The sequence below is a fragment of the Streptomyces sp. NPDC033177 genome (genome assembly GCF_055577715.1).
On sequence record NZ_JBVIPS010000012.1, the window covers coordinates 113,541 to 126,991 of the forward strand.

At 69.6% G+C, this 13,451-nt stretch carries 8 protein-coding genes and 1 pseudogene; 8 read left to right on the forward strand and 1 reads right to left on the reverse strand.

The window, feature by feature from the left end:
- Window positions 1–91 precede the first annotated feature (91 nt).
- From ACZ5U5_RS35230 to nudC, 5 genes are all read left to right on the forward strand, one after another.
- Window positions 92–3,445 (forward strand): ATP-dependent helicase, encoded by a 3,354-nt coding sequence (locus tag ACZ5U5_RS35230; RefSeq protein ID WP_469030064.1) that lies wholly within the window; start codon window positions 92–94, stop codon window positions 3,443–3,445.
- Between the two features lie 148 nt (window positions 3,446–3,593).
- A complete protein-coding gene (locus ACZ5U5_RS35235) occupies window positions 3,594–4,289 on the forward strand; it encodes a hypothetical protein (protein WP_469030067.1) in 696 nt (231 codons plus the stop codon).
- A 73-nt stretch (window positions 4,290–4,362) separates the two neighbouring features.
- The gene (locus ACZ5U5_RS35240; protein ID WP_469030070.1) at window positions 4,363–7,893 is read left to right on the forward strand and encodes a UvrD-helicase domain-containing protein; all 3,531 of its coding nucleotides are present in this window, start codon (window positions 4,363–4,365) and stop codon (window positions 7,891–7,893) included.
- A gap of 10 nt (window positions 7,894–7,903) precedes the next feature.
- Window positions 7,904–9,325, forward strand: a complete 1,422-nt coding sequence (locus ACZ5U5_RS35245) for a dipeptidase (RefSeq protein ID WP_469030072.1) — start codon at window positions 7,904–7,906, stop codon at window positions 9,323–9,325.
- 58 nt (window positions 9,326–9,383) lie between these two features.
- Entirely contained in the window at window positions 9,384–10,331 is a 948-nt protein-coding gene (nudC, locus tag ACZ5U5_RS35250) for an NAD(+) diphosphatase (RefSeq protein ID WP_469030074.1), read from the forward strand.
- On the opposite strand, the pseudogene ACZ5U5_RS35255 reads toward nudC, so the two are convergent.
- Window positions 10,328–10,411, reverse strand: a pseudogene (locus tag ACZ5U5_RS35255) (thioredoxin domain-containing protein); the annotation flags it as partial. The gene nudC and the pseudogene ACZ5U5_RS35255 overlap by 4 nt on opposite strands.
- Window positions 10,412–10,474: 63 nt before the next feature.
- On the opposite strand from ACZ5U5_RS35255, the gene ACZ5U5_RS35260 reads away from it, so the two are divergent.
- From ACZ5U5_RS35260 to ACZ5U5_RS35270, 3 genes are all read left to right on the forward strand, one after another.
- Entirely contained in the window at window positions 10,475–12,055 is a 1,581-nt protein-coding gene (locus ACZ5U5_RS35260) for a recombinase family protein (protein ID WP_469030077.1), read from the forward strand.
- 897 nt (window positions 12,056–12,952) lie between these two features.
- Window positions 12,953–13,156: a hypothetical protein gene (locus tag ACZ5U5_RS35265; protein ID WP_469030080.1), complete on the forward strand. Its 204-nt coding sequence runs from the start codon at window positions 12,953–12,955 to the stop codon at window positions 13,154–13,156.
- Window positions 13,153–13,335, forward strand: coding sequence for a hypothetical protein (locus tag ACZ5U5_RS35270; RefSeq protein ID WP_469030083.1), 183 nt, complete (start codon window positions 13,153–13,155; stop codon window positions 13,333–13,335). The genes ACZ5U5_RS35265 and ACZ5U5_RS35270 overlap by 4 nt, the downstream gene beginning before the upstream one ends.
- The last annotated feature ends 116 nt before the right edge of the window (window positions 13,336–13,451 follow it).

Sequence of the window (13,451 nt, forward strand, 5' to 3'; positions counted from 1 at the left end):
CCGCACGCATTGCTCTCACCCCGCTCTCTCATCCCGCAGCCACCGCGCAGCCGTTTTTCACCACGTACACCCACCAGGACCGGCGACCCACGTGAGCTCCACTTCTTCCGCCCGGCACACCCGGCACCCGTCGCACCTCCAGGCGCGACAGGGGACCCAGGGTGCCTATCGGCTGGTGCGTACCCCGCCGGTCCGCGTGGACCCCCCTCGTCTTGACGCACGGCAGCGTGCGGTGGTTGACCACCCCGGAGGGCCACTGCTCGTCCTGGCGGGGCCCGGCACGGGCAAGACGACGACGCTCGTGGAGTCCGTCGCCGCGCGGATCGCCAAGGGCACGGAGCCGGAGCGGGTCCTGGTGCTCACCTTCAGCCGCAAGGCCGCGGTGGAACTGCGCGACCGCATGGCGCTGCGCATAGGAGCGGCCAACGCCCCGCAGGCGACGACCTTCCACTCCTTCTGTTACGCCCTCATCCGCGCCCACCAGGACACCGACCTGTTCGTCGAGCCGCTCCGGCTGCTCTCGGGCCCCGAACAGGACGTGGCCGTACGCGAGCTCCTCGCGGGCCAGATCGACCTGGCGGGGGAGGGGCGCTCCCACGTCCGCTGGCCGGACGAGCTGCGCGCCTGCCTGACGACGCGGGGCTTCGCCGACGAGGTGCGCGCGGTGCTCGCCCGGAGCCGTGAACTGGGCCTCGGTCCCGACGCCCTGGACGCCTTCGCCCGCCGCGCGGGGCGCCCGGACTGGGGCGCGGCGGCGGCGTTCCTCGCGGAGTACCTGGACGTACTCGACATGCAAGGAGTGCTCGACTACGCGGAACTGGTGCACCGTGCGGTGCTGCTCGCGCGGCGTCCCGAGGTCGCGCGGGCGCTCGGCGCGCAGTACGACGCGGTGTTCGTGGACGAGTACCAGGACACGGATCCGGCGCAGGTGCGGCTGCTGCACGCACTTGCCGGCGGCGGGCGGTCCCTCGTCGCGTTCGGCGACCCGGACCAGTCGATCTACACCTTCCGGGGGGCCGACGTGAACGGCATCCTGGAGTTCCCCGACCGCTTCCCGCGCGCGGACGGCACCGCGGCCCCGGTGGAGGTCCTGACGACCTCGCGCAGGTCCGGCGCCGGCCTCCTGGCGGCCACCCGCCTGCTCACCCGCCGCATGCCGCTCACCAGGCTGCCCGCGGACAAGGTGCGGGCCCACCGGGAGCTGGCCGCGGTCAGGGAGGGCGGCCGCGTGGAGACGTACACCTACCCGACGGCGGGCGCCGAGCTCGACAACATCGCGGACATCCTGCGCCGCGCGCACCTGGAGGACGGCGTTCCGTGGGGTGAGATGGCGGTCCTGGTCCGCGCGGGAGCCCACACGATCCCCGCGGTCCGCCGCAGCCTCACCGCGGCCGGCGTCCCCCTGGACATCGACGGCGACGACATCGCCCTGCGCCACGAACCGGCGGTCACGCCCCTTCTGACGGCGCTGCGGGCGGTGGCGACGGCGGTGGTATCGGACGGACCGCCCGCTGGGACCGAGGGTGAGCCGGAGGCCGAGAGTGAGGCTGCCCCCGGAGCCACGGCCTCCGCCTGGCTCGGCACCGAGACCGCCCTGACCCTCCTGACATCCCCCCTCGCCGGCATGGACGCCGCCGATCTCCGCCGTCTGGGGCGCGCCCTTCGCGCGGAGGAGCGCGCCGCGGGGAACCACCTTCCGCCGCCCTCCGACGACCTCCTCGCGCGCGCTCTCGCCGAGCCGGAGCGGCTCGTCGCGCACGACCCCGCGTACGCGCGTGGAGCCCAGCGGCTCGGCGCGCTGCTCCGCAAGGCCCGGGAGCGTCTCGCGGGCGGCGGCACCGCCGAGGAGGCGCTCTGGGAGCTGTGGGACGGGACGCCGTGGCCGCGCCGCCTGGAGCGGACGGCGCGCCGCGGAGGCGCCTCGGGGCGCAACGCGGACCGCGATCTCGACGCGGTCTGCGCCCTGTTCGCGTACGCCTCCCGCGCGGAGGAGCGCACCGGAGGGCGCGGCGCCCTCAACTTCCTGGAGGAGACCGAGGCGCAGGACATCGCCGCGGACACCCTCATGCGCAGGGCGGTACGCCCCGACGCCGTACGCCTGATGACGGCGCACCGTTCCAAGGGCCTCGAGTGGCGGCTCGTGGTGGTCGCCGGTGTCCAGGAAGGCCTCTGGCCCGACCTGCGCCGCCGCGGCTCCCTCCTGGAGGCCGACCGCATCGGAAGCGACGGCCTCGCCGAGCCCCTCACTCCCGGAGCGCTCCTCTCCGAAGAGCGCCGGTTGTTCTACGTGGCGGCCACGCGCGCGCGTGAGCGCCTCGTCGTCACCGCCGTCAAGGCACCCGCGGACGACGGCGACCAGCCGTCCCGCTTCCTCACCGAACTCGGCGTCGAACCCAAGGACATAACGGGCCGTCCGCGCCGCCCCCTGTCGGTCTCCGCGCTCGTCGCCGAGCTGCGCTCCACCACCGTCGACCCCCGGGTCTCGGAGCCGCTGCGCGAGGCCGCCGCGCACCGCCTGGCCCGGCTCGCGGCGCTGAGCGACGCCGACGGGCGCCCCCTCGTGCCGTCCGCGCACCCGTACCGCTGGTGGGGCATGTACGAGCCGACGGCAAGCGAGGTCCCCCTGCGGGACCGCGACAAGCCCGTCGTGCTCTCCGGAAGCGCCCTGGACCAGCTCGCCAACACCTGCTCCCTGCAGTGGTTCCTCGGCCGCGAGGTGAAGGCGGACGCCCCCGCGACGGCCGCCCAGGGCTTCGGCAACGTGGTGCACGTCCTGGCCGACGAGGTGGCCTCCGGCAGGACACCCGCCGACCTCGCCGTCCTCATGGAGCGCCTCGACTCGGTCTGGGACGCGCTGGCCTTCGACGCCCCCTGGAAGTCGGCGCAGGAGAAGGAGCACGCGCGCGTGGCGCTCGAACGTTTCCTGCAGTGGCATGTGATGGACCGATCGGCCCGCACCCCCGTCAGCAGCGAGCACGACTTCGACGTGACCCTCGAAGCGGGGCCGTACGAAGTACGCGTGCGTGGCTCCATGGACCGCGTCGAACAGGACGCGCAGGGCCGTGCCTACGTAGTGGACTTCAAGACCGGCAAGCAGACCCCCACCGCCGCAGAGGTGGCCCGGCACCCGCAGCTCGCCGTCTACCAGCTCGCGCTGCGCGAGGGCGCGGTCGACGACGCCTTCGAGGGCGTACGCCCGGAGGCGGGCGGCGCGGAACTGGTGCAGCTGCGTCAGGGTGCCGCCAAGAAGGACGGCGGCGAGACCCTCCCCAAGGTGCAGGCCCAGGAGCCGCTCGCCGGGGAGTGGGTGGGCGACCTGCTCGCCACGGCGGCCGGCAAGGTCCTGGACGAACGCTTCTCACCCACCACGGGCCAGCACTGCACGCACTGCGCCTTCCGCGTCTCGTGCAGCGCGAGGCCGGAGGGACGCCAGGTCGTGGAGTGACGGCTGCGGCGTCAGTGCGGTTGGTGGCCAAGCTCACGTTGGGGCACGCGCGTTCATAGCAGCCTCACAGGCCATCTAAAGTCGCCGTAAAGCTGATTACTGCACCACCGGACCCTCCGATCGTGCACCTTCCCGAGGAGATACAGACATGGCAGCCAACCGGAAGCTCCTGGCCGCGGCAGTCGCCTGCGCCACCGCGTTCGTCGGCATCACGGGCTGCTCCAGCGAGGAGAAGGACCCCTTCGAGGGGATGAGCGCCGACAAGATCGCCAAGAAGGCGTCCGACGCGTCCAAGGACGCGGGCTCCTTCAGGGTCTCCGGCGAGGGCAAGCAGGACGCCGAGACAGTCAAGGTCGACTTCTCGGTCGCCAAGTCCGGTGACTGCAAGGGCAAGGTAGGCGGCGGCGCGGCCGGCACCGCCGAGCTGCTCGTGTCCGGCGATACCCAGTACATGAAGGGTGACGAGGCGTACTGGAAGAAGGCCATGGGCGGCAGCGGCAAGGCCGCGGCCCTCAAGGACAAGTGGGTCAAGACGCCGACCGGGGAGAACGGCGGTGCCTGCGACCCCGACGCCATGTTCCGGTCCAAGGACCTCAAGGACATGAAGCGCGAGAAGGACTCCGAGGTCGACGGTAAGAAGGCGGCCGTCCTCACGAAGGAGAAGTCGGGCAAGAAGAGCACCTTCTACGTCGCCGCCGAGGGCAAGCCCTACTTCCTGAAGGTCGTCACGACCGGCAAGGAGGACCCGGGCACGATGAGCTTCTCCGACTACGGCAAGCCCGTCGCCGTCAAGGCCCCGGCGCCGAGCGAGGTCATGGACATGGAAGAGCTCATGAAGTCCTGACCCCAGGAGCGACGGCGGTCACAGACACCCGGGTCCGCCCCGATTGTCAGTGGCCGCCGCTAGCCTCTCTGACGTGTCACCTCGTATCACCGACCCCGAGCAGCTCAAAGAGCTCCTCGGCATCCCGTTCACCCCGGAGCAGACGGCCTGCATCATCGCGCCGCCCGCCCCGCAGGTGATCGTGGCCGGAGCCGGGTCGGGCAAGACGACGGTGATGGCGGCCCGCGTGGTGTGGCTGGTCGGCACCGGGCAGGTCGCCCCCGAGCAGGTCCTCGGCCTGACGTTCACGAACAAGGCGGCCGGTGAACTCGCCGAGCGGGTGCGCCAGGCGCTGATCAAGGCCGGGGTCACCGACCCCGAGGCCCTCGACCCGGACCACCCTCCGGGCGAGCCGGTCATCTCCACGTACCACGCCTTCGCGGGCCGTCTCCTGACCGACCACGGGCTGCGCATAGGGCTCGAGCCCACCGCCCGGCTGCTCGCCGACGCCACCCGTTTCCAGCTCGCCGCGCGCGTGCTGCGCGAGGCACCGGGCCCGTATCCCGCGCTGACCCGTTCCTTCCCCGACCTCGTCAGCGACCTCCTCGCGCTCGACGGCGAGCTCGCCGAGCACCTCGTACGTCCCGAGAAGCTCCGCGCGTACGACACCGAACTGCTGCACGCCCTGGAGGGCGCCAAGCTCTCCAACGCCGACCTGCGCAAGGTGCCGGAGACGGCGGCCACCCGGCTCGAACTGGCCGAGCTCGTCGGCCGCTACAGGGACGCGAAGAGCGCCCGCGACCTCCTCGACTTCGGCGACCAGATCGCCCTCTCCGCGACGCTGGCCCGCACCCGCGCGGAGGTCGGCGAGATCTTGCGGGACGAGTTCCGGGTCGTCCTGCTCGACGAGTATCAGGACACCTCGGTGGCTCAGCGCATCCTCCTGGCGGGCCTCTTCGGAGGCGGCACGGGACACCCCGTGACGGCGGTCGGCGACCCCTGCCAGGCGATCTACGGGTGGCGCGGCGCGTCCGTGGCGAACCTGGACGACTTCCCCGAGCACTTCGCGCACGCCGACGGGCGCCCCGCGGCCCGCCACTCCCTCAGCGAGAACCGCCGCAGCGGCGGCCGCCTCCTGGACCTCGCGAACGGCCTCGCGGAGCCCCTGCGCGCGATGCACGCGGGCGTGGAGGCGCTGCGGCCCGCGCCCGGCGCCGAGCGCGACGGCATGGTGCGCTGCGCCCTCCTTCGCACGCACGCCGAGGAGATCGACTGGTTGGCCGACTCCATCGCGCACCTCGTGCGCACCGGAAAGGCCCCCGGCGAGATCGCGGTCCTGTGCCGCACGGCCACCGACTTCGCGCAGATCCAGGGCGCCCTGGTGGCCCGCGACGTCCCCGTGGAGGTCGTCGGCCTCTCCGGACTTCTGCACCTCCCGGAGGTCGCCGACCTGGTCGCCGTCTGCGAGGTGCTCCAGGACCCGGGCGCCAACGCCTCCCTGGTACGCCTGCTGACCGGCCCGCGCTGGCGCATCGGCCCGCGTGACCTCGCCCTCCTAGGCCGCCGCGCACGCCTCCTCGTACGCCGTGGGCACGCGGCCCCGGACGACGACCCGGACCGGCGGCTCGCGGAAGCGGTCGAGGGGGTCGACCCGGCCGAGGTGATATCGCTCGCGGACGCGCTCGACACCTTCCTGGAGACGCCTCTGGAGGGGGACACGCAGGACGACGGGCTGCCCTTCTCGCCGGAGGCGAGGGTGCGGTTCGCCCGTCTCGCGGCCGAACTCCGCGATCTGCGCCGCTCCCTTGCCGACCCGCTGATGGACGTGCTGCACCGGGTGCTCGCCGTCACGGGCCTGGAGGTCGAACTCTCCGCGTCACCGCACGCCCTGGCGGCCCGCCGCCGCGAGACGCTCTCGAACTTCCTGGACGTCGCCGCGTCCTTCGCGGCGAACGACGGCGGGGCGAGCCTGCTGGCCTTCCTCGCCTTCCTGCGGACGGCCGCGCAGTACGAGAAGGGCCTGGACAACGCCCTGCCCGGCGGCGAGAACACGGTCAAGGTGCTCACCGCCCACAAGTCGAAGGGTCTGGAGTGGGACGTCGTGGCCGTCCCCGGCCTGGTCACCGGGACGTTCCCCAGCGCCCAGGGCCGCGAGAAATGGACGGCCCAGGGCAAGGCCGTCCCGCACGCGCTGCGCGGCGACGCGGCGACCCTGCCCGACATAGAGGCGTGGGACTCCCGGTCCATGAAGTCCTTCCATGAGGACATGAAGGAGCACCAGCGCACCGAGGAGCTCCGCCTCGGCTATGTGACGTTCACCCGGCCCCGCTCGCTGCTCCTGGGCTCCGGCCACTGGTGGGGCCCCTCGCAGAAGAAGCCGCGCGGCCCCTCGGACTTCCTCCGGGCGCTGTACGACCACTGCGCGGTGGGCCACGGGGAGATCGAGGCCTGGGCCGACGAACCGGAGGAGGGAGAGGAGAATCCCGCCCTGGCGGAAGGCGCCGCCGAGCACGCGTGGCCCCTCCCGCTGGACGACACGTCCCTCGCCCGCCGCAGGGCCGCCGCCCATACGGTCCTCACGCAGCTGGACCGCCTGACGGGGGAACCGGCGGGCGAGGGGGCGCCGGACGACGCCCGCTCGCACGAGGAGCCCCACCCCTCGGCGTACGACGACGTGCCGCCCGCCGAGGACCCGGACTGGCCGCCCCCTCCGGAGGACGAGGAGCCGCCGTACGCCGACCCCGGGGACGCCGGCCCCGGGGATTGGGACTCCTGGACATCGGCCCGCCCGGCGATCCCGCACCAGGCAGCCGCCCCGCCCTCTGAGCCGAAGGCCCGCCCGCACCCCTCGCCCGTCGACCAGGAAGACTCCCGCCTCACCCCGGAGGAGGCCCGCACGCTCGCCTCCTGGGACCGTGACCTGGACGCCCTCACCGGCGAACTCCTGCGCGCCCGCGAAGCGGTCAGGGACATCCCCGTACCGTCATCGCTCACCGCGTCCGAAGTGCTGCGCCTCGCCGCCGACCCGGAGGGCTTCGCACAGGAGCTCGCGCGCCCCATGCCCCGCCCGCCGCAGCCCGCGGCCCGGCGTGGCACCCGCTTCCATGCCTGGATCGAGACCCGCTTCGAGGAGCTGCGCCTCCCGCTGCTCGGTCCCGAGGACCTGCCGGGCGGCGGCCCCGGAGAGGCCGAGATCGCCGACGAGCGCGACCTGGACGCGCTCAAGGAGGCCTTCGAGCGCACCGAGTACGCCCACCGCACCCCGCACCGCGTCGAGGTGCCCTTCCAGCTGACCCTCGCCGGCCGTGTGGTCCGCGGCCGGATCGACGCGGTCTACAAGGAGGTCGACGGCGACGACGTGACGTACGAGATCGTCGACTGGAAGACCAGCCGCACCCGCACCGCCGCTCCCCTCCAGCTGGCCGTCTACCGCCTGGCCTGGGCCGAGCTGCACGACGTGCCCCCGGAGTCCGTGAAGGCGTCGTTCCTTTACGTGCGCAGCGGCGAGATCTCCCGCCCCGCGCACCTGCCGGGCCGGGCCGAACTGGAGCGGATCCTCCTTGCGGAACCGGGCAGGCAGTCGGGTGACGAACCACCGGACGAAACGGCTCCCGGGGGCGGCTAGGCTCGTGACCATGAGCCAGTCCGTTGACAGTGACGTCAGTGGCGTCAGCGCCGTTCGTACGTACATTCAGACCCACCGTGCCGCCTTCCTCGACGACCTCGCCGAGTGGCTGCGTATCCCCTCGGTGTCGGCACAGCCCGACCACGCACAGGACGTGCGGCGCAGCGCGGACTGGCTCGCCGCGCAGCTCAAGGAGACCGGCTTCCCGACCGCCGAGGTCTGGCAGACGGCCGGCGCTCCCGCCGTCTTCGCCGAGTGGCCCTCGGGCGACCCGCAGGCCCCCACGATCCTGGTCTACGGCCACCACGACGTGCAGCCCGCGGCCCGCGAGGACGGCTGGCACACGGACCCCTTCGAGCCCGTCGTCCAGGGCAACCGCCTCTACGCGCGCGGGGCCGCCGACGACAAGGGCCAGGTGTTCTTCCACACACTCGGCGTCCGCGCCCACCTCGCCGCCACCGGCCGCACCACCCCCGCCGTGAACCTCAAGCTCCTGATCGAGGGCGAGGAGGAGTCGGGCTCCCCGCACTTCCGCGCGCTGATCGAGGAGCACAAGGAGCGCATCGCGGCCGACGCGGTGATCGTCTCGGACACCGGAATGTGGGCGGAGGACACCCCCACGGTGTGCACCGGCATGCGCGGCCTCGCCGACTGCGAGATCGAGCTGCGCGGCCCCGACCAGGACATCCACTCGGGTTCCTTCGGCGGCGCCGTCCCGAACCCGGCGACCGCAGCCGCCCGCCTCGTCGCGGCGCTGCACGACGAGCACGCGCGCGTGGCCGTACCCGGCTTCTACGAAGGCATCACCGAACTCACCGACCGCGAGCGCGAACTCTTCGCCGAGCTGCCCTTCGACGAGGAGAGCTGGCTGCGCACGGCCAAGTCCCACGCGACCCACGGGGAAGCGGGCCACACCACCCTGGAGCGCATCTGGGCCCGCCCCACCGCCGAGGTCAACGGCATCGGCGGCGGCTACCAAGGACCGGGCGGCAAGACGATCGTCCCGTCGTCCGCCTTCCTGAAGCTCTCCTTCCGCCTCGTCGCGGGCCAGGACCCGGACCGCGTCGAAGAGGCCGTACGCACCTGGGTCGCCGACCAGCTGCCGAACGGAATCAGCCACACGATCACCTTCGGCGCCGCCACGCGCCCGTGCCTGACGCCGCTCGACCACCCCGCCCTGCAGTCCGTCGTACGGGCGATGGGCCGGGCCTTCGAACAGCCGATCCGCTTCACCCGGGAGGGCGGTTCGGGACCGGCGGCCGACCTCCAGGACGTGCTCGCCGCACCCGTGCTCTTCCTGGGCATCTCCGTGCCGTCCGACGGCTGGCACGCACCGAACGAGAAGGTCGAACTCGATCTGCTCCTCAAGGGAGTCGAGACGACGGCCTACCTGTGGGGCGATCTCGCCGAGCACTGGCCCGATGCACACTGAGCCGCGCCCTGTCGACCTTGCCGCACCACCCATTCCATCGGGGGAGTTGGAAGCACCTGTGACCACCTGGACCGACCGCACCGCTGACCGTCCCGTCTCGCTCACCGCACCGAGCGGCATCGATCGCGCAGCCCACCACCGCCTCGACGAGGCCTGGCTCGCCGCCGCCTGGAGCCACCCCACGACACGGGTCTTCGTGGTCTCCGGCGGCCAGGTACTCATCGACGAGACACCTGACGGCAGCACCGAACTGGTGATGACGCCGTCCTTCGAGGCGCCCCTCACCGAGGCCCACCGCTACTTCCTGGGCACGGACGACGACGGCGTCAGCTACTTCGCGCTGCAGAAGGACTCCCTGCCGGGCCGCATGGACCAGCAGGCGCGCCCCGCGGGCCTGCGCGAGGCCGGGCTCCTCCTGTCGCCCCGCGACGCGGGCCTGATGGTGCACGCCGTCGCCCTGGAGAACTGGCAGCGCCTGCACCGCTTCTGCTCGCGCTGCGGCGAGCGCACGGTCATCGCGGCGGCCGGTCACATCCGCCGCTGCCAGGCCTGCGGCGCGGAGCACTACCCGCGTACGGACCCGGCCGTGATCATGCTCGTGACGGACGACCAGGACCGCGCGCTCCTCGGCCGTCAGGTGCACTGGCCCGAGGGCCGCTTCTCGACGCTCGCGGGCTTCGTGGAGCCCGGCGAGTCCATCGAGACGTCGGTGCGGCGTGAGGTCTGGGAGGAGGCCGGCGTCACGGTCGGCGACGTCGAGTACGTCGCGAGCCAGCCCTGGCCGTTCCCCTCCAGCCTGATGCTGGGCTTCATGGCCGCCGCCACGTCGTCGGAGATCAACGTGGACGGCGAGGAGATCTCCGAGGCGCGCTGGTTCTCCCGGGAAGACCTGCGGGCCGCATTCGAGTCCGGGGAGGTCCTGCCTCCCTACGGGATCTCGATTGCGGCCCGACTGATCGAGCTCTGGTACGGAAAGCCCCTGCCGAAGCCGGGCACCGTCGGCTAGGCCAGCTTCTGCTTCACCTGGGCAAGCGACGGGTTCGTCAGCGTCGAGCCGTCCGGGAAGAGAACGGTGGGTACGCTCTTGCGATCTTGAACCTCGGGAATTTCGTCCCTGACCAGGCTGTTCCGCCTGGTGACAGTGGCCAGATGACAGAGGCGCAGGGACCTCGGGTTGCCCACCTGATCTTTCAGGGGCCCGTGATGACCGTTCGCCGTGCGCTAGGCGTGACCCGGATTTCAGTCGGGGGACTGAACCAGACCGGAGAAGGAACTCAGAAGAAGAAGATTCGCAACCGGTGCATTGCCGATGAAGTCGAATTGGTGGAGTTCGCTACCGACGTGGACGTCTCTGCGGACTACTCGCCGTGGGACCGCCCGAATCTCGGCAAGTGGCTGAACGACCGTAAGGACGAGTTCGACGTCCTGTACGTGCTGAAGATGGACCGAATCATTAGGTCCAACCGGGACTTGGTCGACCTGCTCGACTGGATGGACGCTCACGGGAAATCCCTGGTATCTGTCGAAGAAGGCTTCGACTTCTCGACCGCCCTCGGCCGGATGGTGGCCAAGCTGCTTTCCGTGGTGGCAGAGGCAGAGCTAGACGCAATCAAGGCCCGTATCCGCAACTCGCGTATTGCGATGCGGATTACGGGCCGTTGGCCTGGTGGCTTGGTTCCCTTTGGCCGCGTAGCCGTACCCGCAGAGAACGGCGAGGGATACACCCTCGAACTCTGCCCCACCTACGGGCCATGGCTGCTCAAGATGATCGAGAAGTTCCGGGAACTCCGCTCGTTCACCGCCGTTGCGACATGGCTGAACGAGAATCAGATTCCCACCTCACAAGACATCGCCCGTATGCGAGCAGCGAAAGCAGGAAGCACAAACACGCGATTGGGTAAGGAGAAGGCTAAAGCGCGCGGCAAGAAGTGGAGCGCTACCGCCGTACAGTCCATTCTCACGAACAAAAACCTACTCGGTTGGTACACGCGGGCAGACGGAACCGTCGAACGTAACCCCGATGGAACTCCGGTCATGCGATCCACACCGGTCTTGTCTCAAGAGAAGTTCGACGACCTACAGGAGACCGTACGGGTCTGTAAATTCTCCAAGGGTCCGCAGCGAACCAGTCCGGTACTTGGTCTCCTGAACTGTTCGTGTGGGGAAGCGTTGTACTTCGTGAAGGAGAACGGCAACAAGAAGGCACGTATCCGGTGCCAAGGGAATACGGCTAAGGGGAAGAAGCCCTGTACGGGGCAGTCCTACCCGGCGGAGCAAGTGCTCAGGGAGATCGAAACGGTGTTCCTGCGGAGGTTCAAGAACCGGAACATCCTCAAGAAGATGACAACTCCGGATGACAGCAACGCAGTTGAACTAGCCGTACTGGAATCCCAACTCACTCAGATCACGGAAGAGTTCAAGCGGGGCAAGATGACTGCGGTCGAGTTCGCCAAGATGACAGCAGCCACGGCACAGAAGCACGAGCGAGCGGCTCAGAAGCCCGTAGGGCCCCCTACCGCTACCTGGACCGACACAGGTGTGCCGTTTGCCGATTGGTGGGCGCAGACGGACGCACAGGCCCGTAGGGAACGGCTCATCCGGTGGAGCGTGAGTTTCGAGCGCAGCCCGTACGGGATGACCATGCGTCTCGGGGACGGCATCTACGAGGGGGCCGCCACCGACTCACGACTACGGAGCACGTTCGTACCCGAGCACAGGTTGACCGCGTAGCGGCTCTGTACGGCCCGCAGAGGCTCGAACTCCTCGGTTCGGGCCTCTCGCTACGTCTGAGGGGCTTTCAGGGCCGTACGGGGCGACTCGGTCTCGCCCAGGTCTAGCTGATATCGGACGGCCCGAACGTTCCCAGCTGGTCTGGCGAGTAGGCATCTACTCCGTCATCGAACAGCACGATCAACGGGTACTCGGGGTCTGTTGCGTCCACGCGTAGCACTAGGCCCGTATCGCTCGGCCCATTGTCTCGATAGAAGCAGACCGACCCTGGCTCGTATGTGTCCATGACTTCAGCGTGCGAAGGATGGCAGAGGTGCGCAAGGGCCTACGCCCGGAGCCTGTTAGACGCAAACACCCCGATCGGTATTGGCATGCGTTGACCTGCGGTCTCTTCGTAGGAGTACCCCTAACAGGCTCTAGTTGACGTATCCCGGTTGCCCCCCGTCCCATGGGTGGGCGTACCCGTCTTTAGGGAAGCTCAGGGACGCCCCCGAAGGATGGCTACCGAGACGCCCCTATCAGGTAGCAGAAATAGCCCCAACCGAATGTTCCGATTGAAGGCTGTAATCCCTCGGTCTGACGCTACTTGTCAGCCCACCGGGTCAGGCTATGCAGTTAGCGCCTACTGGCTTACCCGAATCCTTGAGTCCTGCTCTCTAGGGTCATGCGCCGGTTCCTGCGGGGATGTCGCATTGGCTCTGCCCTAGCTCCCCTACCGGGAATCCTTACTATGCATCCCATTGTACCTGGCTAACCCCATTAGGCGGTTAGGGAAAGGGTCCTATGGGTCTCCACCTGCGGGTATTCGATAAGCCGTCATGCCTCCTTCATTAGAGGGACTATCAGGTATCATTAGCATATAGCGCAGTTTATGCGCTAGGTATAGGAGGAGCTGAAATGCAGTACACCAACAAGCTGCACCACATCAGGACACCAGAATGGATGAACATCGCCGTGAAGGAAATCGCTTCGACCACCGGTCGCAGTGAGGGCGACATCTTCCGAACTGCGTTAGTCCCTTACCTGGCCGAGTACGGATACAGCGAGATTGATTGGGTCCGGGAAGCACGCAAGAACAACAACACTGAGGAGAAGAAGTGACCTACAGAGAAGGCTTCCACGTCGACCCGAAGATGGTCGACGCGATTGACGTCATCGCGATGTATCACGGCCAGACGCGCGCTGCCACGCTCGACATTCTTTTACGCTTAGGCATCTCCGGCATGGCACTGTCCGACCCAAGCCTGACCCGCGCAGTAGCGGAGGTATTAGGCGTATGAGTTACCCGAGTAGCGACCCCCGTCCGACACAGCATTTCCGTGCCGAACTGTCACAGGTGGCGGCCATCGAATACATCTGTTTGCGCGACGGAGCCGATAAGGCCGCTGTTCTCCGT

Excerpts from the sequence above, each read along its gene's own strand:
- ACZ5U5_RS35265 (WP_469030080.1), top strand. The coding sequence starts at position 12,953 with ATGCAGTACACCAACAAGCTGCACCACATCAGGACACCAGAATGGATG.
- ACZ5U5_RS35235 (WP_469030067.1), top strand. The coding sequence starts at position 3,594 with ATGGCAGCCAACCGGAAGCTCCTGGCCGCGGCAGTCGCCTGCGCCACC.
- ACZ5U5_RS35260 (WP_469030077.1), top strand. The coding sequence starts at position 10,475 with ATGACAGAGGCGCAGGGACCTCGGGTTGCCCACCTGATCTTTCAGGGG.
- ACZ5U5_RS35245 (WP_469030072.1), top strand. The coding sequence starts at position 7,904 with ATGAGCCAGTCCGTTGACAGTGACGTCAGTGGCGTCAGCGCCGTTCGT.